Source organism: Tsukamurella pulmonis, assembly GCF_900103175.1.
GTDB lineage: Bacteria > Actinomycetota > Actinomycetes > Mycobacteriales > Mycobacteriaceae > Tsukamurella > Tsukamurella pulmonis.
The window spans coordinates 1,406,876-1,430,645 of the sequence record NZ_FNLF01000002.1; the positions used below are offsets into that span (position 1 = coordinate 1,406,876).

Consider the following 23,770-nt stretch of genomic DNA (forward strand, 5'->3'; position numbering starts at 1 on the left):
GTGCCACGCGTGCCCGTGGCGTCCGGCCTGCCGGACTTCCCGTGGGACACCCTCGCGGGAGCCAAGGCGAAGGCCGCCGCGCACGTCGGCGGCATCGTCGACCTCTCGGTCGGCACGCCCGTCGATCCGGTGGCCGAGCCGATCCGCCGTGCCCTCTACGAGGGTTCGGCGTTCCCCGGCTACCCGGCGACGATCGGCACCGTCGCGCTGCGCGAGGCCGCGGCCGAGGCCCTGAGCCGGCGGTACGGCACCGTCGAACTGCCGGAGAACGCGATCCTGCCCGTGATCGGGACCAAGGAGGCGATCGCGCAGCTGCCGTCGACGCTGGGCCTCGGCGCGGGTGACGTGGTCGTGATCCCCGAGGTCGCGTATCCCACGTACGAGGTGGGCGCGCTGCTCGCCGGCGCGCGGCCGGTGCGGGCCGACGGTACCGCCCAGCTCGGCCCGGAGCGGCCGGCGCTGGTCTTCATCAATTCGCCGTCGAACCCGACCGGCAAGGTGCTCGGCATCGACCACCTGCGCAAGGTGGTGCAGTGGGCGCGCGAGCGCGGCGCGATCGTGGCCTCCGACGAGTGCTACCTGGGCCTGGCCTGGGAGGCCGAGCCCGTGTCGGTGCTCGACCCGCGCGTCTGCGACGGCGACACCACCGGCCTGATCGCGATCCACTCGCTCTCGAAGACCTCCAACCTGGCGTCGTACCGCGCGGGCTTCCTCGCGGGCGACCCGGCGCTCATCGCCGAGCTGGCGGCGGTGCGCAAGCACGCCGGCGCGATCGTGCCGTTCCCGATCCAGGCGGCCATGAGCTACGCGCTGTCGGTCGACGAGCACGAGGCGGAGCAGCGCGCCCGGTACGCCGCGCGCCGCGCGGTGCTGCTGCAGGCCGTGCGCGGTGCGGGCTTCACCGTCGATCACTCCGAGGCGGGGCTGTACCTGTGGTCCACGCGCGGCGAGCCGTGTCGTGACACCGTCGACTGGCTCGCCGAGCGCGGCATCCTCGCCGCCCCGGGCGAGTTCTACGGCCCGCAGGGTGCGCAGCACGTGCGCATCGCGATGACCGCGACGGACGAGCGGATCGCCGCCGCCGCCCAGCGCCTGGCCCGATGAGCCTCACCGGCGTCTCGGCCGCGTGGCGGCCCGAGCTCGCCGGGATGCTGCTCGACGGCGCGCGGTCCGGTTCCGTCTCGTTCACGGAGGTGGTGGCGGAGAACGTCGACCCCGCCGACCCACCTGCAGATCTGGTGGAACTGGTGCGCCTGGGCGTCACCGTCGTGCCGCACGGCGTGACGCTGGGCATCGCGGGTGCCGACCGCCCCGATTCGGGCCGGCTGCGGCGGCTCGCGGACCTGGCCCTCGCGTTCGACGCGCCGCTGGTCAGCGAGCACGTCGCCTTCGTCCGTGCCGGCGGCATCGGGCTCGACGGGGATGTGACGATCGGTCCGCACGACGACGTCCTCGAGGCCGGCCACCTGATGCCCGCCCCGCGCACCCCGGAGGCGCTCGACGTGCTGGTGGAGAACGTGCACTTCGCGCAGGCGGCGCTGCCCGTGCCGCTGGCGCTCGAGAACATCGCGGCCCTGTTCGCGTGGCCCGAGGACGACTACGACGAGCCGGCCTACCTGCGGGAACTGGTCGAGCGGACCGGGGTGCGCCTGGTGCTCGACCTGGCGAACGTCTACGCCTCCTGCACCGCCCGCGGGGTGGACGCGGTCGCGGAACTGCGGCGGTACCCGCTCGAGGCCGTCGCGTACGTTCACATCGCGGGCGGGCGCTTCGACGGCGACCTCTACCTCGATACCCATGCCGACCCGATATGTCCGGAAGTTCTTGATCTCCTTGCGGTCTGGCGGGATTCACAGGGTCCTCTTGGGGGCGTTCGTGCAGGTGAGAGCCTGTTGCCCGGAGTGTTGCTCGAACGTGACGAGTCCGTGATCGAATCCGCGGTCCGGCACGAGATGCTGTGCCTACGAGAGGTTCTCGGGATCGACTGAACGACCTGGAGGTGCGAGATGGAATTCCTGGTGGTGTTCTTCGTGATCTTCGCAGTGATCGCCGCGTGCGTGTCCATCGCGGGCGGTCAGAACGGTGGGCGGCGCGGCGGGCGGTCCCGAGGGCGAGGCGGGTCGGCGGGCGACGGCGGCGGTTCGGCCTGGTTCTTCGGCGGCTCCGACGGCGGTTCGCACCACTCGGGCCACGATTCCGGTTCCAACTGCAGCGCGAGCAGCTGCGGGGGTTCGAGCAGTTGCGGGTCGAGCAGTTCGAGCAGTTCGAGCAGCTGTGGTTCCTCCTGACGCGCGGGAGCGGTTGCGGCACCGGCAGGCCGAGGTCCTCGCGGATCTCCTGGCCTGCCGGGTGCCGCCCGGCTTCGATGCCGCCGGCGCCACGCTGACGGGCCGCGTCCTCGCGGTCAAGCGGGCGGGGGCCGCGGCCCGGGCCCTCCCGGCGCTGCGCACGTTGCCGGGCTGGCCGGGCGGCTTCGTCGACTACGCGGCATCGCATCCGAAAGCGGACTGCTCCGCCCACGACGCCCGCGACTACATCGCCTGGCTGCGCGCGCACGGCTCCGATGCCGAGCGCGCGTGGGTCGCGGTCGAGGCGGTCCGCAGCGGCGCGCGGCGCTGGGCCCTCGCGCACGGCCGGCCCGTGGTACGGGTGGGATCTCGGGTGTACGGCGGCTGACTGTGGCGCGGGCATCGGCGCTCCGGCGCATGCCGACGAGGGTGCTGTGCACGGGCGGTCGCGCCCCCCGCGCAGGACGACGACGAATTTCGATGCTTTCGGTTGCGAATTGTACGACCGTCCGTGCTACGCTATCGCAAAGGTGATTGAGGTTCAGTTTCGATCGGGCGGTGAGGATGAGATTCAACAAGGCGCGTGCGGCGCTGACGTCGGCATTGTGCGCGGCGGTGCTGGCGGGCGGTATCGGCCTGTGGACCGTGGAGTCCCGCCTGCTGGAGGGGCATCCGGAATGCTCGACCACGGGTGCCTCCCATGCCTCCATCGCCGCCATGACGGAGGCGGAAGTGGGCTCCGACGGGACGTCGACCTACGGCCGTGCGGTGGAGAAACTGCTCTCCAGGTTGGGGTGCAACGGGGCGCCCGTGTCCCGGAGTTGACGAACTGACATACCCGACGAACGCGAAACGGCGGCCGATGTACATCGGCCGCCGTTTCGCGTTCGAGGAGATCAGTTCTTGTGCAGTGCGGCGTTCAGCTCGACGCCGTCGCTCTTCCACGGAACGACCTCGACCGCGCCGGTCATCGAGTTGCGGCGGAAGAGCAGGTTGCTCTTGCCGGCCAGCTCGCGCGCCTTGATGGTCTGCCCGTCCGGGCCGGTGACCTTGGTGCCGGCGGTGAGGTAGAGCCCCGCTTCGAGCACGCAGTCGTCGCCGAGCGGGATGCCGAGGCCCGAGTTGGCACCCAGGAGGCACCGCTCGCCGAGGGCGATGATCTCCTTGCCGCCGCCCGAGAGGGTGCCCATCGTCGATGCGCCGCCGCCGACGTCGGAGTGATCGCCGATGACCACGCCCGCCGAGATCCGGCCTTCGACCATCGCCGTGCCGAGCGTGCCCGCGTTGAAGTTCACGAAGCCCTCGTGCATCACCGTCGTGCCGTCGGCCAGGTGCGCGCCGAGGCGGACGCGGTCGGGGTCGCCGATCCGGACGCCGGTGGGCAGCACGTAGTCGACCATGCGGGGGAACTTGTCCACCGCGAGCACGGTGACGGTGCCGCGCTTGCGCAGTGCCGCGCGCACCAGCTCGAAGCCGGCGGGCGAGCAGGGGCCGAAGTTCGTCCACACCACGTTGGCCAGCAGGCCGAACTGGCCCTCCAGGCTCAGGCCGTGCGGCTGCACCAGGCGGTGGCTGAGCAGGTGCAGGCGCAGGTACACGTCGTGCGCATCGACGGGGGCGGCGCTCAGGTCCGCGATCGTCGTCTCGACGACGACGGTGCGCACCTTGCGGTCCGCGTCCGCACCGGCGAGTGCGGTGAGCTCCGCCGGCGCGCCCGCGGGATCCTGCACCGAGCCGGCGGTGCCGCCGCCTTCGGTCAGCTCCGGCGCGGGGAACCAGGTGTCGAGCACCGTCCCGTCGTCGGTGAGGGTGGCCAGTCCGTACGCCTTCGCTCCACGATTCGTCACGTCGCTCAGGGTACCGGGCGGGCGTGCGGGCCCCGGGGCGCCCGCGGTGCTCGCGCTGCGGACATCGCGGATTCGGATACCGTGCATCCAGTGACCACGACACTCGACACGGCCAAGCTCGCCGACCGGATCGATGACGCCGTCGATGACGGGGACCTCACGGAGGTCTCGTCGCTGATCGCGCCGCTCACGTCGCGTCAGGTGGTCGACGTGCTGGAACGGCTCAGCCGCAAGGACCGCGCCGTCGTCTTCCGACTCCTGGCCAAGGACGAGGCGCTGACCGTCTTCGAGTCGCTCGACGCGCCCCTGCAGGGCGAGCTCATCCACGATCTGCAGGACGAACAGGTCACCGGCCTGTTCGCGGAGCTCGATCCCGACGACCGGGTGACGCTGCTCGACGAGCTGCCCGCGACCGTCGCCGCGCGGCTGCTACACGGCCTGCCCGAGGGAGAGCGCGCCGCCACGGCCGCGCTGCTCGGCTACCCGCAGGGCTCGGTCGGCCGCGAGATGACCCCCGAGTTCGTCTCGGTCCACCCGGAGTACACCGCGGAGCAGGCGCTCGCCGCCGTCCGGGCCCGCATCGACGACGTCGAGACCATCTACGGCATCCCGGTGGTCGGCCCCGGACGGGTGCTGGTCGGCATCGTCGGGCTGCGCGGCCTGCTGCGCAGCGACCCGGAGACCCCGGTGCGCGAGATCATGAACATCGCGGGCACCGCCCGGGCGCGGGAGTCGGCCGAGGACGCCGCTCGCCGCTGCGCTGAGCAGCGCCTGCTGGTGATGCCCATCGTCGACGACGAGCACCGCCTCGTCGGCATCCTCACCGTCGACGACGCCCTCCGCATCCTCGAAGAGGCGGAGAGCGAGGACGCCGCGCGTCAGGGCGGCGTGGAGCCGCTGAACCGGCCCTACCTGTCCACGTCCGTGCGGACACTGGTGCGCTCGCGCGTGGTGTGGCTGCTGGTGCTGGCGATCGGCGCGACCCTCACTGTCAAGGTGCTCTCGGTGTTCGAGGACAGCCTGCAGGAGATGGTGGTGCTCTCGCTGTTCGTGCCGCTCATCATCGGCACCGGCGGCAACACCGGCAACCAGGCCGCGACGACGGTGACCCGCGCGCTCGCCCTGGGCGACATCACCACCCGCGACGTCGCTCGCGTACTGGGCCGCGAGGTGCGCGTCGGCGCGACACTGGGCCTGGTCCTCGGCGCCCTCGGCGCGGTCATCGCCGGCGTCCTCTTCGGTACCGACGTGGGCCTGGTCATCGGGGCCACCCTGTTCGGGGTGTGCACGATGTCGGCCACCGTCGGCGGTCTCATGCCGATCGTGGCCAAATCGATCGGGGTGGACCCGGCCGTCTTCTCCAACCCGTTCATCAGCACCTTCGTCGACGCGACGGGCCTGATCCTGTACTTCCTCATCGCCAAGGCGATCCTCGGGATCTGACCGCCTACCCTGGAGGGGTGACTCTCGACATCGCCTCGGACCCGATCGACCTCACCGCTGCGCTGGTGGACATCCCCAGCGTCAGCCACGACGAGGAGCGGATCGCGGACGAGGTGGAGGAGGCACTGCGCGCGCTCGGGCGCTTCGAGGTGCTCCGCGTGGGCAACAACGTGCTCGCGCGCACGAATCGCGGCCTGCCGCAGCGGGTCATGCTCGCCGGCCACCTCGACACCGTGCCGATCGCCGACAACGTGCCCAGCCGCCGCGAGGGCGCGATCCTGCACGGCTGCGGCACCGTCGACATGAAGAGCGGCGACGCGGTCTTCCTGCACCTGGCCGCGACCATGGCCGAGCCGGCCTACGATCTGACGCTCATCTTCTACGAGTGCGAGGAGATCTCCGCGCAGTTCAACGGTCTCGGCCGCATCGAGCGCGAACTGCCGCAGTGGCTGCAGGCCGACGTCGCGATCCTCGGCGAGCCCTCCGGCGGCCTCATCGAGGCGGGTTGCCAGGGCACGATCCGGGTGCGCATCACCGCCTCGGGCACCCGCGCGCACAGCGCCCGGTCGTGGTTGGGCGACAACGCGATCCACAAGCTCGGACCGGTGCTCACGGCACTGCAGGGCTACATCCCCCGCACGAAGGACATCGACGGCTGCGAGTACCGCGAGGGCCTGTCCGCCGTGAAGATCGAGGGCGGGGTCGCCGGCAACGTCGTGCCCGACGAGGCCTTCGTCGACGTCAACTTCCGCTTCGCGCCGGACCGCTCCGTCGACGAGGCCGTCGCCCACGTCCGGGAGGTCCTGGCGGGACCGCTCGCCGACGGTGCCCTCGGCTTCGAGGTCACCGACGCCGCGCCGGGCGCCCTGCCCGGCCTGGGCGCCCCCGCGGCGGCCAAGCTGGTTGCGGCCGCCGGCGGACGCTTCCGCGCCAAGTACGGCTGGACGGACGTCTCGCGGTTCGCCGCGCTCGGCATTCCCGCGGTGAACTTCGGGCCCGGAGACCCGAACTTCGCGCACAAGCGCGACGAACAGGTCGAGATCGCGCAGATCACCGAGGTGGCCGCCGTGCTGCGCGCCTTCCTCGCTGGGTAGGTTGTCCGTCATGGCCTCCGATAAGAAGCCCTCCCACGACCACTACCTGCGTTACCGCGGACCCGTCCGGGTGCAGGGCGCGGCGGCGACGGAATCGTCGACGACCGACCAGCGGCTGCTCGCCAACGCGGACGATGCCGACTGGCTGCACCGCGACCCCTGGCGGGTCATGCGGATCCAGGCCGAGTTCGTCGAGGGCTTCGGCGCCCTCGCGGAGCTGCCGCGCGCCGTCACCGTCTTCGGATCCGCACGGATCAAACAGGATTCGCCCGAGTACGCCACCGGACGGGAGCTGGGCGCCGAGCTGGTGCGCGCGGGTTACGCCGTCATCACCGGCGGTGGGCCGGGCGCGATGGAGGCCGCGAATCGCGGTGCCAAGGACGCCGACGGGCTGTCCGTCGGCCTCGGCATCGAGTTGCCCTTCGAGCAGGGCCTCAACGACTGGGTCGACCTGGGCATCAACTTCCGCTACTTCTTCGTGCGCAAGACGATGTTCGTCAAGTACGCGCAGGCCTTCGTCTGCCTGCCGGGAGGTTTCGGCACGCTCGACGAGCTCTTCGAGGCGCTCACCCTGGTGCAGACCCACAAGGTGACCAGGTTCCCCATCGTGCTCCTGGGCTCCGCCTACTGGGGCGGCCTGGTCGACTGGATCCGCGGCACGCTCACCGAGCAGGGCATGATCTCGCCCGGCGACGCCGACCTGATCACCGTGACCGACTCCGTCGCCGAGGCCATCGACATCATCGTGCGTGCCGACGCCGCGCGCGAGCGCGAGGCGGCCGCGAGCGAGGTGGACCCCTCGTGACCGCGATCGCCGTCTTCTGCGCCTCGCGTCCCGTGCCGCAGGAGTACATCGACCTCGCCCTCGACGTCGGCCGGGGCATCGCCGCCGGCGGGGACTCGCTCGTGTGGGGCGGCGGGCACGTGTCCATGATGGGCGCGGTGGCCCAGGCCGCCCGCGACGGCGGCGCGTACACGCTCGGCGTCATCCCGACCGCCCTCGTCGACCGGGAGGTCGCCGACCGCGGCGCCGACGAGCTGCTCGTGGTCGACACCATGCGCGAGCGCAAGCAGCTCATGGACGATCACGCCGAGGCCTTCCTGGTGCTGCCCGGCGGGGTCGGCACCCTCGAGGAGTTCTTCGAGGCGTGGACCGCGGGCTACCTGTCCATGCACGACAAGCCCGTCGTCGTCCTCGACCACGACGGCTTCTACGCGCCGCTCCTGGACTGGATCGACGGACTCAAGGCGAAGGGCTTCGTTGGTGATGCCGCTCTCGCGCACCTGCGGCGCGCGACGGACGTCACGACCGCCCTCGACGCGTGCCGTGGTACGGCGGTGCCACGGTAGGCTCGCCGCGTGAGCTCTACGCATAAGAACACCACCGTCCGCGTCGCGGAGCTGGCCAAGGGTGTCCGCAAGCTGGTCCCCGACCTGCCCCTGCTGATCAAGGAGGGCCCGTCGATCCTGCTGCGTTCGCAGAGCAGCAAGGAGACGATCGGCACCGTCTTCGCCAAGCGCGCCGCGCAGTACCCCGGGCGCGACTTCCTCCGTTTCCACGGCGAGGGGATCACCTACGCCGAGGCGAACGCCACGGTGAACACCTATACGCGCGTGCTGCTCCAGCGCGGCGTGAAGGTGGGCGACGTGGTCGGCGTCGTCATGCACAACCACCCGCAGATGGTGCTGGTGATGCTGGCGATCGTCAAGGTCGGCGCCACCGCCGGCCTGGTGAACTACAACCAGCGCGGCGCGGTGCTCGCGCACAGCCTCGGCATCCTCGAGACCGACACGATCATCGCGGGCGCCGAGGACCTCGAGGCCTTCGAGTCGCTCGACGCCGCGGACCGCCCGGCGGACGGCGTGGTGCTCACCATCGACGAGCTCGCCGCGCAGGCCGAGCAGGTGCGCGCCGCGGATCCGCGGGCCACGGAGAACCCGGCCGTGACCGCGACGCTGCCGGCCGGCACCCGCGCCTTCTACGTCTTCACCTCGGGCACCACGGGCATGCCGAAGGCGTCGATCATGACGCACTACCGCTGGCTCAAGGGCATGTCCGGCTTCGGCGGCACCGCCGTCCGGATGCGTGGCGACGACGTCATGTACTGCCCGCTGCCGCTCTATCACAACAACGCCGCCCTGGTGGCCCTCGGTTCCGTGCTGATCTCCGGTGCGACGCTGGCCGTCGGCCGCAAGTTCTCGGCGAGCAGGTTCTGGGACGAGGCCAACGAGAACTCGGCCACGATGTTCATCTACATCGGCGAGATCTGCCGGTACCTGCTCAATCAGCCGCCGAAGCCCACCGATCGGGACAACACCATCCGGGTCGCGGCGGGCAACGGCATGCGGCCCGAGATCTGGCGGGAGTTCCAGGAGCGCTTCGGCATCGACCGGATCATGGAGTTCTACGCGGCCAGCGAGACCAACATCGCCTTCGTCAACGTCTTCGACGTCGAGGCGAGCGTCGGCCTGTGCCCCCTGCCGCACGCCGTGGTGGAGTACGACATCGACACCGCCGGACCGAAGCTCGACGCGCGCGGCAGGCTGCAGCGGGTGCGGCGCGGCGAGAACGGGCTGCTGCTCACCAAGATCACCAAGGCCGCGCCGTTCGACGGCTACACCGACGGAAAAGCGGGTGAGGCCAAGCTGATCCGCGACGGCTTCAAGGACGGCGACGTCTGGTTCAACACCGGTGACGTGGTGACCAACCAGGGCTTCTTCCACATCGCCTTCGTCGACCGCCTCGGCGACACCTTCCGCTGGAAGGGCGAGAACGTGGCCACCACGGAGGTCGAGGGCGCGCTCGACGAGGCCGACCAGGTGGAGGGCGCCATCGTCTACGGCGTCGCGATCCCCGGCGCCGACGGCAAGGCCGGCATGGCCGCGATCAAGCTGGCCGAGGGGCACGATTTCGACGGTGCCGTGCTCGCCAAGCAACTGCGCGGCGAGCTGCCCGGCTACGCGATCCCGCTGTTCGCGCGGGTCGTTCCCAGCCTGGAGGTCACCTCCACGTTCAAGAGCCTCAAGGGCGAACTGCGCGAGCAGGGCTTCGAGAAGACCGGCGACGACCCGCTGTACGTCTTCGTCGGCGGCGCGGACGGCTACGTCCCCGCCTACGACGGGTTCGTCGCGGACGTCGCGGCGGCCAAGGTCCCGGACCTGCGCTCCTAGATGACCGCGCCGGCGGAGGGCCCCGTCCCCGTGCGACCGACCTTCTGCGGCCGGCCGGTCCCGACGGACCGGGCCCTGGTGATGGCGATCATCAACCGGACCCCGGACTCGTTCTACGACCGCGGCAGCTACTTCGCGGTGGACGCCGCACTCGGCCGGGTGGACGCCGCCGTCGCCGAGGGGGCCGACGTCGTGGACGTCGGCGGCGTCAAAGCCGGGCCGGGTCAGGACGTGGACGCGACCGAGGAGATCGCACGGACGGTGCCCTTCATCGCGCAGGTGCGCGACCGGCACCCGGACTTGCTGATCAGCGTCGACACGTGGCGCGCGTCCGTGGCCGAGGCCGCGGTGGACGCCGGCGCGGACCTCATCAACGACACCTGGGCGGGCGCCGACCCGGACCTGCCCCGGATCGCCGCCGCGACGGGTGCCGGCCTGGTCTGCTCGCACACCGGCGGGGCGGTGCCGCGCTCGCGTCCGTTCCGGGTGCGGTACCCGGACGTGGTGTCCGACGTGCGCGAGCGGCTCCTCGCGGCGGCCGAGGCGGCCTTCGCCGCGGGCGTGCGCGAGGACGGCATCGTCATCGACCCCACCCACGACTTCGGTAAGAACACCCACCACGGGCTCGCACTCCTGCGCCACCTCGACGAGCTGGTCGGCACCGGGTGGCCGGTGCTGATGGCGTTGTCCAACAAGGACTTCATCGGCGAGACGCTGGACGCCGGGCTGGAGGAGCGGGTGGCCGGCACCCTGGCGGCGACCGCGCTCGCCGCCCACGCCGGGGCCCGGATGTTCCGCGTGCACCAGGTGGCCGACACCCGTCGGGTGGTCGAGATGGTGGCCTCCATCGACGGCGTCCGGCCGCCGGCGCGCGTGGTGCGGGGCCTGGCGTGAGCGGCGAGGCGCCGCAGGCGCAGGCCAGCGAACGCTTCTTCGCCGAACCGACCTGGTCGGTGGAGGAGCTGATCGCGGCGAAGGACGGCCGGACCGTCTCGGTGGTGCTGCCCGCCCTCAACGAGGAGGAGACCGTCGCCGGGGTGGTCGAGACGATCGTCCCGCTGCTCGGCACGCTCGTCGACGAGCTGATCGTGCTCGACTCGGGATCGACCGACGCGACCGCGGAGCGTGCCCGCGCGGCGGGTGCCACCGTGATCAGTCGCGAAGAGGCGGTCCCCGGCATCGCGCCGGTGCCGGGCAAGGGGGAGGCGCTCTGGCGCGGCGTGGCCGCGTCCTCGGGTGACCTGATCGCCTTCGTCGACTCCGACCTGATCGAACCCGACCCGCGGTACGTGCCGAGGCTGCTCGGGCCGATGCTCTTCGATCGCGACGTGCACCTGGTCAAGGCCTACTACCGGCGGCCGCTGCGGGTGTTCAAGCAGGGCGAGGACCCGACGGGCGGCGGTCGCGTCACGGAGCTGGTGGCCCGCCCGCTGCTGGCGGCGCTGCGACCACCCCTGCGGGTGATCCTGCAGCCCCTCGGCGGCGAGTACGCGGGCACCCGTGAGTTCCTCGCCTCCGTGCCCTTCGCGCCCGGCTACGGCGTGGAGATCGGGCTCCTGCTGGATGCGGAGGCGCGCTACGGCCTGGACGGCATCGCGCAGGTCAACCTGTCCGTGCGCAAGCACCGCAATCGGGACCTGCGCGACCTGGGCGTGATGAGCCGGCAGATCATGGGAACGGCCCTGCGCCGCTGCGGGATCGAGGACTCGGGCGCGGGCATCACGCAGTATCTGGTGGAGCCCGGGCCGGAGGATCGGTTCACGGAGGTCACCTCCGATCTGAACCTCGAGGACCGACCGCCGGTGAGGTCGCTCGGCATCTGACGGCAAGTACTTGCCAAAGTGGAAAGTCCTTTCTATAGTCGGATCACCGACGAGGGAAGGGCTTCGATCATGGGCGAGGATTCCGGGCGCATGAGTGCCGATGAGGCGCGACGCACCCTCGAGGCCGCGGACGCGGCGTCGATCGCGACACCCGCGGATCGCGAGCGGCTGGAGAAGGGGCTCATCCGCATCGGCGTCCTGGTCGGGCTGCTGATCGTCGCGCTCCGGCTCACCATCGGCAACCCCGACGCGCCGTTGTGGCTGCGGCACTGGGGCTTCGGCGCGGTGATGGTCGTGTACGTCGTGGCGATCATCGCGGCGACGGTGGTCATGCGGCGGGCGAAGGCGGTGCCGCGCGGCTTCTCGAGCCGGTACACGGTGGGCCTGGCGCTGACCTTCCTGGTCTACACCGGGTACATCGTGATCCAGGCGGGCACCGTCGACACCGGGATGCCCTGGGGCTGGGTGGTCTTCGGCGCCGTCGCGACGATGACGCCCGCGCTGCTGGCGGCGCGCTCGATCTCGCGGCTGGCCCTCCGGTGACGTCGACCGACGGCGGGCACGCCCGGCACCGGCTCGACGACGTGATCCACGCGCCCGTGCGGTTCTCCATCGTCGCGGCGCTGTCGAAGGTCGAGTACGCCGAGTTCGCGGCCGTCCGTGACGCGGTGGAGCTCTCGGATTCGGTGCTCTCGAAACAGGCGTCGCAGCTCGAGACGGCGGGATACGTGAAGATCACGAAGGGCTATGTGGGCAAACGCCCGCGCACCTGGCTGTCGCTGACCGCGCAGGGCCGCAGGGCGTTCGCGGCGCACCTCGACGCGCTGCGCGCCATCGCGGAGGGCTGACGCTCGGAGAATCGGCCGATCTCCGGCCGGTATCGCTCTCAGGGAATCGCCGGCCCGACATCCGCGGATTCCCCGAGGGTGCTCAGGAATGCATCGAGTGCGGCGGCGCCGGCGACGAGGGCGCGGCCCCGGCGCGTGAGCGCAGCGCTCCATCCGTCGAGCGTCCCCCGCAGCGGCTCGACCCCTCCGGCGGCGCGCACCTGCGCGGTGAGTTCCGCGATGCGGGCGAGGCCGTAGCCGCCGCGGCGCAGTTGCTCGGCCATCCGGGCGTCGCGCACGTCGCCGGGCCCGTAACACCGATATCCGGTGGCCCGGTCGCGCGGCGGCGCGACGATTCCCGCCCGCTCCCAGGCGCGCAGCGTCGCCGGGACGACGCCGAGCCGCCGGGCCACGTCGCCGACGAACAGCGGGGGAGTGTCGGCGTCGTCGGGATCGTGCAGGTCCTCCAGCGCGGCGCGCACCCGGCGGAACGTGGCGCGGTCCTCGGCCAGCTCCTCGTGCGCCTGCCCGAGGAGGGCGAACGCCCCGTCGAGGTCGCCGCGGTGCACCGCGCGCAGGATCGACCCCGCCCGCGCGTGGCCGCAGCCCGGGATCAGGGCGAGGAACGCGTTCAGGGCGAGGCGGTGCGCGGGCGTGTACATCCGGTAGCCCGACGGGCTGCGCTCGGCCTGCGGCAGGACGCCCTGCTCCTCGTAGTTGCGGACCGCCTGGGTGGAGAGGCCATGCGCCCGCGCCAGGTCTACGGGGCGCAATCGCGGTGGAAGGTTCTGCGACATCGACTCGAGTTATCTGGGAAAAGTTTCAACGGAGTCTTCAACGATACCGTGGAGGGAATGAATCACCAGCAGATCGACCTCGTCTCCTTCCTCGACTCCTGTCCCACCGAGACCCGGCTGCTCGCGCTCGGCGAGCCGATGCACGGGTCCGAGGAGGTGCTGCGAGCCCGCAACGCCGTGATCGAGGACCTGGTGCTGCGCGGCGGGTACCGCTCGATCGCGGTGGAGTCGGACCTGCACCGTGGCCCGCTCGTCGACGCCTACATCGGCGGCGCGGACGTCGCTCTCGACCGGGTCCTCGACGAGGGCTTCAGTCACCCCTACGTGCACCGGCTCGCGGCGACCGGCGAGTTGCTGCAGCGCCTGCGTGAGCTCAACCGGACGCTGACGACCCCGGTGCGGTTCTACGGCTTCGACGGCCCGATGGAGATGGCCGCCGCCCCGAGCCCCCGCGCGTACCTGCTGCGCCTGCGCGACGCGCTGGCCGAGCTCGCGCCCGGCGTGGTCGCCGAGGACGAGTTGGATGCTCTGCTCGGCGACGATGCGCGGTGGACCGAGGAACGCGCCATGTACGAGGCGGACCGGGGCGTGGGGCGGACCGTCGACGCGGATCGGTTGCGCGTACTGGCCGACGATCTGTGCGCCCTCTTGGCGGAGCGCGCTCCCGACCTCGCCGAACGCGGGGACGCGTGGTGGTGGCTGCGGGCGGACGCCGAGACCACCGTCGGCCTGCTGCGCTACCACGCGATCATGGCCACCGACACCCCTGATCGCCTCGGTCGGCTCAGCGCACACCGCGACGCGATGATGGGCGGCAATCTGATGGCGATCCTCGAGCGCGAGCAGGGGCGCGGCGGCACCATCGCCTTCGCCCACAACCTGCATCTGCAGCGCGGGGTGAGCGAGATGCGGATGGGCCCGCACCCGGTGCGCTGGTTCAGCGGGGGCGCGCAGGCGGCGGCGCGGCTGGGCGAGGGGTACCGGTTCGTCGCGATGGCCCTCGGGACCGCGCCCGCGCACGGCCTGGGCGTGCCCGCGCCCGGCACCGTCGAGGGGGATCTGAACCGCGATCAGGACGTGCCGGCCCGCCTGTACTCGGGCCAGGAGCTCGCCGCGCGGCTGGGCGCGGCGCCCGCACGGGAGGACCGGGACGCCCTCGGGGCCTACTTCCCGCTGGAGGCCGATCGGCTGGGGACGACCGACGCCGTCCTCTTCCTCCGCGAGGTTCGGGCATGATGGCCTCATGGTGATCGTGTTGTACGCCCTGGGACTGCTGGCCGTCGCGGCCGTGCTGTACGGCGTGGCCGCGCTCGTGTTCGGGCGCGGCGACGACACCCCGCCCCTGGAAACCGGCGCCACACCCACGGTGCTCCCCGCTGAGGACGTGGCGGGTGCCGACGTGCGCGCGCTCCGGTTCCAGCAGGTGGTACGGGGGTACAAGCCCGCCGAGGTGGACTGGGCGCTGGAACGACTGGCGCGGGAGATCGATGTCCTGCGCGCCCGGCTGGCCGCCGAACAGGAGCCCGCGGCGGTCGCGACGGAGGACTCCGCCGAGGCCGACTAGGTCCGCTTTGCCAGTAGTCCGCGCCGATCAGCGCAGCGCACAGGCTAGAATGTAGAGCGGACCCGCGGCGGGCGTGCCCGGGCGGGTGAAGGATCTGAAGGGAGCAACGGATGGCGGCGATGAAGCCACGTACGGGGGACGGCCCCTTGGAAGCGACCAAGGAGGGGCGCGGCATCGTGATGCGCGTACCCCTGGAGGGCGGTGGTCGCCTCGTGGTGGAGCTCACGCCCGACGAGGCCGCGGCACTCGGCGAGGAGCTGCGCGGCGTCACGTCGTGATGAAGTCGTAAACCTGCTTTCACTGGAGATCCCGCGCGGTGCACCGTGCGGGATCTCCTCGTTTCCCGGGGGTGTCCCATGGCGCAAGTCCCACCCGGCCTGGCCGCGGTGCTGCCCGCGCTGGCCTGCCCGCACTGCGGGGGCGAGCTCGACGCCGACGGCGGCACGCTGCTGTGCCCGCGCGGTCACGCCTTCGACGTGGCGCGGCAGGGCTACGTGGCGCTGCTCGCGGGCGACGTGAGCGGCTTGACCGCCGATGACGCCGAGATGATCGCCGCGCGCGAGCGCTTCTTCGCGACGGACCACTACGCCCGCTTCCACACGGCCGTCGCCGAGGCCGCGGCGAGCGCACCCGCCGGCCCGATCCTCGACAGCGGGGCCGGCGAGGGCGAGTACCTGGCCCGGGCGTGCGCCGCGCGCGCCGCCGCCGGGCTCGGCGGCACCGGCATCGGCCTGGACCTCTCCAAGCCCGCGGCGCGGCGCACGGCCCGCCGCGGACCGTCGATCGGCTCCGTCGTCGCGAACGGCTGGGGTCGACTTCCCGTCGCCGACGGTGCCGTCGCGGCGGTGCTCTCCGTCTTCGCGCCGCGCAACGCCGCCGAGTTCGCGCGCGTCCTCGCGCCCGGCGGCCGGCTCGTGGTGCTCACGCCCGGACCGCGGCACCTGCGCGAGATCGTCGAGCCGCTCGGGATGATCTCCGTCGAGGAGGGCAAGGTCGCGCGGCTCGACGGTGCGCTGCACGACTTCTCGCTCGTCTCCCGCGAGAAGTACGAGTGGATCATGGATCTCACGGCCGAGGCGGCCGCCGACCTGGTCGCGATGGGGCCGAGCGCGCACCACGGTTCGCCGGCGGCGCGCGCCGCCGCGATCGCGCGTCTCACCGCCGACGGGACCGCCCCTGTGACGGCGTCGGGCACCGTCAGCGTCTACGAATCGCGCTGAGCCGCCGCGCAGGATCGCGGTTCAGTCGCGCGCAGCGAGCGCGTGCCGGTAGACCTCGAGGGTCTGCGCGGCGATGGTCTCCCAGCTGAACTCGGCCATCGCCCGGGCGCGACCTGCGGTGCCGAACGCGGCGGCGCGAGCGGGATCGGCGCAGAGCGCGTTCACCGCTGCGGCGAGATCGGCCTCGAAGGTGGCGGTGTCGGACTCGTCGTAGTGGACGAGCGTGCCCGTCTTCCCGTCGTCGACGACCTCGGGGATGCCGCCGACATCCGAGGCGACCACGGCCGTGCCGCACGCCATGGCCTCGAGGTTGACGATGCCCAGCGGCTCGTAGACCGAGGGGCAGACGAACACCGTCGCGGCACTGAGGATCTCGCGGACCTTCGGGGTGGGCAGCATGTCCTGCACCCAGTGCACGCCGTCGCGGGACTCCGCGAGGGCGGCCACGGCGTCCGCCGTCTCGGCCGCGATCTCGGGGGTGTCGGGGGCGCCGGCGCACAGGACGAGCTGGACGTCCGGCGCGAAGTGGTGCGCCGCGGCCACCAGGTGCCGCACGCCCTTCTGGCGCGTGATGCGGCCGACGAAGGCGACGATCGGCCGGTCGGGGTCGACGCCGCGCTCCGTCAGGGGCGAGTCCTCGCCGAAGGCGGTGGCCGGGTACCAGACGTCGGTGTCGATCCCGTTGCGCACCACGTGGACCCGGTCGGGATCGAGGCGGGGGTAGGCGTCGAGCACATCCAGGGCCATGCCCCGGCTCACGGCGATCACCGCGTCGGCGTACTCGACGGCGTTGCGCTCGGCCCAGCTGGAGAGGCGGTAGCCGCCGCCCAGCTGCTCGGCCTTCCACGGCCGGCGCGGCTCGAGGCTGTGCGCGGTGAGGATGTGCGGGACGCCGTAGAGCTGTCCCGCGACGTGTCCGGCGAGGCCGGTGTACCAGGTGTGGCTGTGCACCACGTCCGCGCCGGAGGCGAGGTTCGCCATGCGCAGATCGGTGGAGAACATCTCGAGGGCGGTGTTGGCTCCGGCCAGCTCGGGGTCCGGGCCGGAGACGGTGACGTCGTCGGCGTCCGGGCGCGGGGCGCCCATGCAGTGCACGTCGACCTCGCAGAGGTGGCGCAGGCGCGCGACGAGTTCGGTCACGTGCACGCCCGCCCCGCCGTAGACCTCCGGCGGGTACTCCCTCGTCATCATCGCTACGCGCATGGCACCACGCTAGAGCGTGCCGGCGCGGGACGCAGCGGGTTCGCCCGAGCCCGAGCGGCGCGGTTCATCTGTGGTTGTCCGCCCGGACGCCTGTGCTTCCCCCTGGAACCGGATGCACTGTCGCAGAACACTGCACGGGTGCCCGAATTGGGGTTAGCGTGGACCCGTGAGCAACCAGCCTCGTGTCCTGGGAATCGTCCTCGCCGGTGGCGAGGGCAAGCGCCTGTATCCGCTGACCGCGGATCGCGCGAAGCCCGCAGTGCCCTTCGGCGGGTCGTACCGCCTCATCGACTTCGTGCTGTCGAACCTGGTGAACGCCGGGTACCAGCGGTTGTGCGTGCTGACCCAGTACAAGTCGCACTCGTTGGACCGGCACATCAGCCAGACGTGGCGCATGTTCGGTTTCCGCGGCGAGTACATCACCCCGGTTCCGGCGCAGCAGCGCGTGGGCAAGCGCTGGTTCACCGGCAGCGCGGACGCGATCTTCCAGTCGATGAACCTCATCACCGACGACGACCCCGACTACATCGTGGTCTTCGGTGCGGATCACGTGTACCGGATGGACCCGTCGCAGATGGTGCAGGCGCACATCGAGTCCGGTGCGGGCGTGACCGTCGCCGGGATCCGCGTTCCGCGCGCCGAGGCGAAGGCCTTCGGTTGCATCGAGTCCGACGACGCCGGCCGCATCACCCAGTTCCTGGAGAAGCCGGCGGACCCGCCCGGCACCCCGGACGATCCCGAGGTCACCTTCGCCTCGATGGGCAACTACGTCTTCAGCCGGCAGGCCCTCGTCGAGGCGATCATCGCCGACGCCGAGAACCCCGACTCAGACCACGACATGGGCGGCGACATCATCCCCGCCTTCGTCGCCCGGGGCGAGGCCGCGGTCTACGACTTCAGCGACAACGAGGTGCCCGGCGCCACCGAGCGCGACGCCGGCTACTGGCGCGACGTCGGCACCATCGACGCCTTCTACGAGGCGCACATGGATCTCGTGTCCGTGTACCCGATCTTCAACCTCTACAACCGCCAGTGGCCCATTCGGTGCGAGAACGACAACCTGCCCCCGGCGAAGTTCGCCCGCGGCGGCCTCGCGCAGGAGTCGATGGTCGGGGCGGGCAGCATCATCTCGGGAGCGACCGTGCGCAACTCCGTCATCGGCGCCAACGTCACCATCGGCGACGGTGCCACCGTCGAGGGCTCCGTCCTCATGCCGGGCGTGAAGATCGAGCCCGGCGCCGTCGTGCGCCGCGCGATCCTCGACAAGAACGTCGTCGTCGGCCGCGGCGAGATCCTCGGGGTGAACCTCGAGCGCGAACGCGAGCGGTTCAACGTCTCGGCCGGCGGGGTGGTCACCGTCGGCAAGGGCATCCGGATCGGCTGACGCCGCAGAAGCCTCGCACGCAGCAGAAATCTCCGCTGCCCCCGGCGATTCGCGGGGCGGGCGGAGACTTCTGCTGCTACCGGAGACTTCTGCTGCGTCAGGCCGCGTCGTCCGCGCGGGCCAGGAGTCCGCCCGAGGAGCCGCGGAGCAGGATCTCGACGACGGCGTCGGCGTCGTCGGACATGGGGACGTGACCGCTGCCCGGGAGCCAGATGTGCTCGGCGGTGGGGAGCTGCGTGCGCGCGCGCCGGGCCTGGTAGGGCAGGAGCACGCGGTCCTGCGTGCCCCACGCGATGGTGACGGGCACGTCGTCGGCGATCTCGTCCTCGAACGGGAAGGCGCCGCCGATGATGTCGGCGAGGGTGTGCCGCGAATCGACCATGTTGCGCAGGTCGCCCAGCACGCGCTCCGGGGTGAGGCGCTCGCCGTGCGTCATCAGCGAGGCGAGCATCAGCTTGCGGCCGAGGCCGCTGCGGGTGAGCTGCGGCGCGAGCGGCGCGGCCAGGCGTCCGGCGGCGATCAGCGCGACGAAGTGCGCGCGGATGAGGAGGAAGTCCTTGTCGCCGCGCCAGAAGCCGGCGGGGGAGAGCCCCGTCGCGCTGCTGACGATGCCGCTGGCCGCGGCCTCGAGCGCGATGCGGCCGCCGAGGGAGTTGCCGGCGATGTGCGGGCGGACGAGGCCCAGCTCGGTGAAGAGGTCCTCCAGGTGCTGGTGCAGGGCCTCCTGGACCGTGCGGCCGGCGAGGTCGAGGGCGGGGGACTCGCCGTGGCCGGGGAGGTCGAACAGGATGACCTCGCGGTGCTCGGCGAGCCGCTCGGCCACGGGGTACCAGGCCTGACGGCGGTGCGCGATCCCGTGGACCAGCACCAGCGGCTCACCTGAGCCGAATCGTTCGTACGCCAACATCTCGTGCCACCTCGTCGTGGTCGGGGCGGGCCGCGGCCCGCCGGGGTCCGACGGTGCGCCGGACGGTTGTTCGGAGCGTACGGATTGATAGGAACTAACGCAATGCCTCTCAGAAAAGTCGTCGGTGCTGGGTTCGGGGACGCCGCGATCGGCGGGGTCGGCGGGATCGAGGGCTTGCGTTCGAGCGCGCTCGAAGGCCTAGCGTCGCCGCCATGAACACGAACAAGGAACGAACATGGCTGGTCACCGGGGCTTCGCAGGGTTTCGGGCGCGCGCTCGTGGAGGATGCGCTGCGGCGCGACGATCGCGTCGTCGCCGTCGTGCGCGACGCCGGATCGGTGGCCGATCTCGCCGCCGCCCACCCGGACCGTCTCGACGTCGTCGAGGCGGACCTGCGCGATGGACGGGCCCGGGAGCGGGTTGCGGACAGGCTCCGGACCGCGCCCGTCGACGTGCTGGTCAACAACGCCGGCCGGGCCATCGCGGGCTCCGCCGAAGACCTGCCCATCGAACTCCTGCGGGAGCAACTGGAACTGAACTTCTTCGCCGCGGCGGCGCTCACCCGGGCGGCCCTGCCCGGCATGCGTGCGCGCGGCGCGGGCACGATCGTGCAGATGAGCAGCCAGGGCGGGCGGTTGTCCTTCCCGTCGGTCGGCGCGTACTCGGCGAGCAAGTTCGCGCTGGAGGGCTGGTCCGAGGCGCTCGCCGCCGAGGTGGCGGAGTTCGGGATCGGTGTGCTCATCGTCGAGCCGTCGCGGTTCCGCACCGGCTTCAACACCGCGCACTCGCTGGCGGTCACCGCACCGTCGGAGGCCTACGGGCGGACCGTCGGGGCCGTGCAGCGCGACCTGACGGGCTCCGACGGTGCGCAGGAGGGCGACCCCGTGCGCGCGGCCCGGATCATCGGCGACATCGTCCGGTCCGGGGACGTGCCGCTGCGGCTGCCGCTCGGCGCCGAGGCCGTCGAGCGGCTCAGCGCCGCGTACGCCGCCGCGGGCGAGAACGTCCGGCGCTGGGCCGATCTCGCCCGCTCCGCCGACTTCCCGAACGCGGCCGCATCGTCGCGGGCGATCCCGACGGCGTGACCGTGGATCAGGCGCGGCGGGGCGGCACCGTCGTCAATCCCGGGCGAGGGCGGCGCGCACCTGGTGGGCCACGGTGGTGTGCTCGGCGGACTCGGGGAGGGCGTCGACGGGCCACCAGCGCAGGTCGTTCGACTCCTCACTGATCGCGAGGTCCGGCGTGCCGGGGCCGACGGCGAAGGCGCGGAAGCGCAGGTCCAGGTGGCGGGTGGGGACGCCGAGGGAGCAGCGGATCGGGTGGGTGTGCAGGGTCAGCAGATCCGCGTCCAGGACCAGGTCGGCCAGGCCGGACTCCTCGTGGCCCTCGCGCAGCGCGGCCGCGGCCACCGTCGAATCGGAGTCCTCGCAGTGCCCGCCGAGCTGGAGCCACTCGCCCACGCGGGGATGATGCGTCAGCACGACGTGGGTGCGCGCTTCGTTGAGGATCACCACCGACGCGGTGATGTGACCGGGGACGTTGGCGCGGGCGCACGCGTCCGGCTGGGCGTCGAGGAAGGCGAGGACGGTGTGCCGCAGCGCGTCGTCGCCGTCGGTGCGGGCGTCGAAGCGGGCGAGGACGTCGACGGCGGAGGCGTGCAGAGAGGCGAAGGTCATTCGCGCGGACTACCTTTCGATGAGCATGTCGCCGGGTGGCAGCGGCGGCCGGGGCGCGGACAGCACGGACGGATCGGCGGGGTAGCCGACGGCGATCGCCCCCGCGGGGCGGTAGTCGTCCGGCAGCCCCAGCTGCGCGCGCACGGTCTCGGCGGCGAAGATCGTCGATCCCACCCAGCAGCTGCCGATCCCGCGGACGGCGAGCGCGACGAGCAACGACTGGACGGCGGCGCCGACGGCGACGGTGAACATCGTCTCCTCGGCGGCGGTGCGACGGGCATCGGGGTACGGGTGGGCACCGTCGGGCACCATGAACGGGAGGATGAGCTCCGGGGCGTCGTAGAGCAGTTGCCCGCGGCGCACGCGCTTCGCGACCGACTCGGCCGTGCGCCCGTCGCCCGACAGATCCGTCGCCCACTGCTCCTTCATGGCGTCCAGCAGCGCCGTGCGGCGCGCGGCGTCGCGCACCCACACGAACCGCACGGGATGCGTGTGGTGCGGCGCCGGGGCCGTCAGGGCCTCCGCGACGGACTGCCGCACGTCGTCCTCGGGGACGGGGTCGGCGGCGAAGGCGCGGACCGAGCGGCGCACCAGGAGCGCCTGCCGGCGGGCCAGCTCGACGCCCGTGTGGAAGAGGTCGTCCTCGCCGGGGCGCACGAGGCCGCGGGCCGTGGCGAGCGGGGAACCGGGAGCGGGCGGGCGCACCGCGAATCCGCGCACCACGGCGACGGGGACGCCGCCCAGCTTGCCCTTGACCAGGTCCGCGGCGGCGGCGAGCTCGTCGGCGACGGCGATCTCCGTGACCACCAGATCGTTGCCGTAGGCGTCGACCGCGCCCGCGTAGCCGTGCAGCACCTCCATGCCGGCGGCACCGATCGCGGTGTCCGTCTGGCCGGTGCGCCAGGCCCGGCCCATGGTGTCGGTGACGAGCACGGCGACGTCCACGCCGAGGCGCTCGCGCAGGCCGGTGCGGACCGCGGCCGCGCTGCCGTCGGGATCCTCGGGGAGCAGGGCGACGGTGTCGGAGGCGACGTTGGAGGCGTCGACGCCCGAGGCGGCCTGCACGACGCCGAGCCTGTTCTCCGTGATCCAGGTGCGGCCCTTGGTCGCGAGCACGCGCACCGATTCCTCGGCGATCAGGCGGCGCCGGAAGGCGTCCCGCTCGTCGGGGTCCGACGGGGCCGGCAGCACCCGGCCCTCCGCCTTGGAGAAGACCTTCGAGGTGATGACCACGACGTCGCCGTCGGCGAGCCAGGGCGCGGCGTCGGCGAGCAGCGCAGCCACGTCGTCGCCCGCGGTCACCTCGGGGACGCCGAGGACCGGCAGGATCTCCAGCGACGGTGCGCCGTGGTCCCGCTCCGGGCGTTCGGTCCCGGTCACAGGCCGACCAGCTCGAGGCCGGCGTCGATCATGGCCGCGGTGGCCTGCGGCGAGCTCATCAGCAGCGGGACCGCGGCGACGGGCAGGCCGGGGATCTCGACGCCCGCGTCCTCCTCCGAGACCAGCCAGCCGTCGAGGATGCCGTTGCCGCTGCGGGCTCCGAAGTGCTCGCCGATCGCCTGCGCGCTGGTCTCGATGCCGAGCACCTCGAGGCAGCGGTCCGCCATGCCCCGCAGCGGCGCGCCGCCGATCACGGGGGAGAGGCCGACGACCTTGGCGGAGGTGGTGCGCAGCGCCGCGCGGATGCCGCCCACGGAGAGGATCGCGCCGATCGAGACCACCGGGTTCGACGGGGCGAGGAAGACCACGTCGGCCTCCTCGATCGCGGCGATCGCGGCCCGCGAGGCCTGTGCCTTCCCGGAGCCGGGGCCCTCCGCGCCGCCCACCTGGGCGAAGCCGAAGGTCTCGATGTCGGCGCGGTAGCGCACCCACCACTCCTGGAAGTGGATGGCCTTCTTCGCGCCGTCGGTCGCATCCGGATCGGCGACCACGACGTGGGTCTCGTGCCGCGCGTCGGTCGCGGGGAGGAGTCGGACGCCCGGCTGCCAGCGGTTGCACAGCGCCGCCGTGACATCGGTCAGCGGGTAGCCGGAGGAGAGCATCTGCGTGCGGATCAGGTGCGTCGCGAGATCGCGGTCGCCGAGGCCGAACCAGTCCGGATCGGCGCCGTACTTCGCGAGCTCCTCCTTGGCGTTCCAGGTCTCGTTCCGGTGCCCCCAGCCGCGCTCGGTGTCGATGCCGCCGCCGAGGGTGTACATGCAGGTGTCGAGGTCCGGGCAGATGCGCACGCCGTGCATCCAGGCGTCGTCGCCGACGTTGACCACGGCCGTGACCGCGTGCTCGGACGGGGGAGCGGCGTCGGGCCCGTCCTTGTCCGGGAAGGGCGTCACCCCGAAGCGTTCCCGTGCACCCTCGAGGAATCGCGCCCCGCCGACACCGCCCACCAGCACCGTCACCTTCACGGCTTCGAGGGTAATGGTCGGTGGGCGATGACCGCCGCGACGGGTCACGGCGGTCGAGAGGGTCGCGCGGAAGGCCGTGGGGCTGGCATGATCGAGGGCGCGACGCGTCCCCGTGACGCGTCGG

Annotated in this window: 26 protein-coding genes; 19 read left to right on the forward strand and 7 right to left on the reverse strand. The window is 72.2% G+C overall.

Going from position 1 to position 23,770, the window contains the following annotated elements:
* Positions 1-15: 15 nt before the first annotated feature.
* The 4 genes from dapC to BLQ62_RS07155 all read left to right on the forward strand — a co-directional run bounded on the left by dapC (position 16) and on the right by BLQ62_RS07155 (position 3,113).
* Positions 16-1,104 carry a succinyldiaminopimelate transaminase gene (dapC, locus tag BLQ62_RS07135; RefSeq protein ID WP_082756686.1) on the forward strand — a complete coding sequence of 363 codons (1,089 nt, stop codon included), beginning with the start codon at positions 16-18 and terminating at the stop codon, positions 1,102-1,104.
* Complete coding sequence (locus tag BLQ62_RS07140; protein WP_068566502.1) at positions 1,101-1,988, forward strand: multinuclear nonheme iron-dependent oxidase; 888 nt, start codon at positions 1,101-1,103, stop codon at positions 1,986-1,988. The genes dapC and BLQ62_RS07140 overlap by 4 nt, the downstream gene beginning before the upstream one ends.
* Before the next feature lie 286 nt (positions 1,989-2,274).
* Positions 2,275-2,676 (forward strand): SCO6045 C-terminal-like domain-containing protein, encoded by a 402-nt coding sequence (locus BLQ62_RS07150; RefSeq protein WP_139184172.1) that lies wholly within the window; start codon positions 2,275-2,277, stop codon positions 2,674-2,676.
* 176 nt (positions 2,677-2,852) lie between these two features.
* The gene (locus BLQ62_RS07155) at positions 2,853-3,113 is read left to right on the forward strand and encodes a hypothetical protein (RefSeq protein WP_068566499.1); all 261 of its coding nucleotides are present in this window, start codon (positions 2,853-2,855) and stop codon (positions 3,111-3,113) included.
* Between the two features lie 71 nt (positions 3,114-3,184).
* Here the strand turns inward: BLQ62_RS07155 and dapD are convergent, their stop codons facing one another.
* Positions 3,185-4,135, reverse strand: a complete 951-nt coding sequence (gene dapD / locus BLQ62_RS07160) for a 2,3,4,5-tetrahydropyridine-2,6-dicarboxylate N-succinyltransferase (RefSeq protein WP_068532508.1) — start codon at positions 4,133-4,135, stop codon at positions 3,185-3,187.
* Between the two features lie 90 nt (positions 4,136-4,225).
* Here dapD and mgtE point away from each other — a divergent pair, with 90 nt between their 5' ends.
* From mgtE to BLQ62_RS07205, 9 genes are all read left to right on the forward strand, one after another.
* Positions 4,226-5,578 carry a magnesium transporter gene (mgtE, locus tag BLQ62_RS07165; RefSeq protein ID WP_068566496.1) on the forward strand — a complete coding sequence of 451 codons (1,353 nt, stop codon included), beginning with the start codon at positions 4,226-4,228 and terminating at the stop codon, positions 5,576-5,578.
* A gap of 17 nt (positions 5,579-5,595) precedes the next feature.
* Entirely contained in the window at positions 5,596-6,672 is a 1,077-nt protein-coding gene (gene dapE, locus BLQ62_RS07170) for a succinyl-diaminopimelate desuccinylase (protein WP_068566494.1), read from the forward strand.
* A 10-nt stretch (positions 6,673-6,682) separates the two neighbouring features.
* Complete coding sequence (locus tag BLQ62_RS07175; protein ID WP_068566492.1) at positions 6,683-7,477, forward strand: LOG family protein; 795 nt, start codon at positions 6,683-6,685, stop codon at positions 7,475-7,477.
* Positions 7,474-8,022, forward strand: coding sequence for an LOG family protein (locus BLQ62_RS07180; RefSeq protein WP_068532497.1), 549 nt, complete (start codon positions 7,474-7,476; stop codon positions 8,020-8,022). Before BLQ62_RS07175 ends, BLQ62_RS07180 begins: the two co-directional genes overlap by 4 nt.
* A 9-nt stretch (positions 8,023-8,031) precedes the next feature.
* Positions 8,032-9,843 carry a long-chain-acyl-CoA synthetase gene (locus tag BLQ62_RS07185; RefSeq protein ID WP_068566490.1) on the forward strand — a complete coding sequence of 604 codons (1,812 nt, stop codon included), beginning with the start codon at positions 8,032-8,034 and terminating at the stop codon, positions 9,841-9,843.
* A complete protein-coding gene (gene folP / locus BLQ62_RS07190) occupies positions 9,844-10,737 on the forward strand; it encodes a dihydropteroate synthase (RefSeq protein WP_068566488.1) in 894 nt (297 codons plus the stop codon).
* Positions 10,734-11,666, forward strand: coding sequence for a glucosyl-3-phosphoglycerate synthase (locus BLQ62_RS07195; protein WP_068566486.1), 933 nt, complete (start codon positions 10,734-10,736; stop codon positions 11,664-11,666). The genes folP and BLQ62_RS07195 overlap by 4 nt, the downstream gene beginning before the upstream one ends.
* 90 nt (positions 11,667-11,756) lie before the next feature.
* Positions 11,757-12,209 carry a hypothetical protein gene (locus tag BLQ62_RS07200; RefSeq protein WP_139061812.1) on the forward strand — a complete coding sequence of 151 codons (453 nt, stop codon included), beginning with the start codon at positions 11,757-11,759 and terminating at the stop codon, positions 12,207-12,209.
* A complete protein-coding gene (locus tag BLQ62_RS07205; RefSeq protein ID WP_068566484.1) occupies positions 12,206-12,514 on the forward strand; it encodes a winged helix-turn-helix domain-containing protein in 309 nt (102 codons plus the stop codon). The genes BLQ62_RS07200 and BLQ62_RS07205 overlap by 4 nt, the downstream gene beginning before the upstream one ends.
* 38 nt (positions 12,515-12,552) lie before the next feature.
* On the opposite strand, the gene BLQ62_RS07210 is transcribed toward BLQ62_RS07205, so the two are convergent.
* Positions 12,553-13,290, reverse strand: a complete 738-nt coding sequence (locus tag BLQ62_RS07210; protein WP_068566482.1) for a MerR family DNA-binding transcriptional regulator — start codon at positions 13,288-13,290, stop codon at positions 12,553-12,555.
* A 57-nt stretch (positions 13,291-13,347) separates the two neighbouring features.
* Here BLQ62_RS07210 and BLQ62_RS07215 point away from each other — a divergent pair, with 57 nt between their 5' ends.
* The 4 genes from BLQ62_RS07215 to BLQ62_RS07230 all read left to right on the forward strand — a co-directional run bounded on the left by BLQ62_RS07215 (position 13,348) and on the right by BLQ62_RS07230 (position 16,074).
* Positions 13,348-14,526, forward strand: a complete 1,179-nt coding sequence (locus BLQ62_RS07215) for an erythromycin esterase family protein (RefSeq protein WP_068566480.1) — start codon at positions 13,348-13,350, stop codon at positions 14,524-14,526.
* A 7-nt stretch (positions 14,527-14,533) separates the two neighbouring features.
* Positions 14,534-14,854 (forward strand): DivIVA domain-containing protein, encoded by a 321-nt coding sequence (locus BLQ62_RS07220; RefSeq protein WP_068532481.1) that lies wholly within the window; start codon positions 14,534-14,536, stop codon positions 14,852-14,854.
* Positions 14,855-14,964: 110 nt separating this feature from the next.
* Positions 14,965-15,132, forward strand: coding sequence for a DUF3117 domain-containing protein (locus BLQ62_RS07225; RefSeq protein ID WP_068532479.1), 168 nt, complete (start codon positions 14,965-14,967; stop codon positions 15,130-15,132).
* A gap of 78 nt (positions 15,133-15,210) precedes the next feature.
* Positions 15,211-16,074, forward strand: coding sequence for a putative RNA methyltransferase (locus BLQ62_RS07230; RefSeq protein WP_068532477.1), 864 nt, complete (start codon positions 15,211-15,213; stop codon positions 16,072-16,074).
* A gap of 21 nt (positions 16,075-16,095) precedes the next feature.
* Here the strand turns inward: BLQ62_RS07230 and glgA are convergent, their stop codons facing one another.
* A complete protein-coding gene (gene glgA, locus BLQ62_RS07235) occupies positions 16,096-17,277 on the reverse strand; it encodes a glycogen synthase (protein WP_170842902.1) in 1,182 nt (393 codons plus the stop codon).
* A 166-nt stretch (positions 17,278-17,443) separates the two neighbouring features.
* On the opposite strand from glgA, the gene glgC reads away from it, so the two are divergent.
* Positions 17,444-18,661 (forward strand): glucose-1-phosphate adenylyltransferase, encoded by a 1,218-nt coding sequence (gene glgC, locus BLQ62_RS07240; RefSeq protein ID WP_068532475.1) that lies wholly within the window; start codon positions 17,444-17,446, stop codon positions 18,659-18,661.
* 97 nt (positions 18,662-18,758) lie between these two features.
* On the opposite strand, the gene BLQ62_RS07245 is transcribed toward glgC, so the two are convergent.
* Positions 18,759-19,568: an alpha/beta fold hydrolase gene (locus BLQ62_RS07245; RefSeq protein WP_068532473.1), complete on the reverse strand. Its 810-nt coding sequence runs from the start codon at positions 19,566-19,568 to the stop codon at positions 18,759-18,761.
* Positions 19,569-19,780: 212 nt separating this feature from the next.
* Here BLQ62_RS07245 and BLQ62_RS07250 point away from each other — a divergent pair, with 212 nt between their 5' ends.
* Complete coding sequence (locus BLQ62_RS07250) at positions 19,781-20,653, forward strand: SDR family NAD(P)-dependent oxidoreductase (protein WP_068566478.1); 873 nt, start codon at positions 19,781-19,783, stop codon at positions 20,651-20,653.
* A 33-nt stretch (positions 20,654-20,686) separates the two neighbouring features.
* Here BLQ62_RS07250 and BLQ62_RS07255 read toward each other — a convergent pair whose 3' ends face one another.
* Genes BLQ62_RS07255 through cofD form a run of 3 tightly spaced genes read right to left on the reverse strand, consistent with a single transcriptional unit; the run spans position 20,687 to position 23,646 of the window.
* Positions 20,687-21,244 carry an NUDIX hydrolase gene (locus tag BLQ62_RS07255; protein WP_068532469.1) on the reverse strand — a complete coding sequence of 186 codons (558 nt, stop codon included), beginning with the start codon at positions 21,242-21,244 and terminating at the stop codon, positions 20,687-20,689.
* Positions 21,245-21,253: 9 nt separating this feature from the next.
* Positions 21,254-22,624: a coenzyme F420-0:L-glutamate ligase gene (locus BLQ62_RS07260; RefSeq protein WP_068566476.1), complete on the reverse strand. Its 1,371-nt coding sequence runs from the start codon at positions 22,622-22,624 to the stop codon at positions 21,254-21,256.
* Complete coding sequence (gene cofD / locus BLQ62_RS07265; protein WP_068566474.1) at positions 22,621-23,646, reverse strand: 2-phospho-L-lactate transferase; 1,026 nt, start codon at positions 23,644-23,646, stop codon at positions 22,621-22,623. The genes BLQ62_RS07260 and cofD overlap by 4 nt, the downstream gene beginning before the upstream one ends.
* Positions 23,647-23,770: the final 124 nt, after the last annotated feature.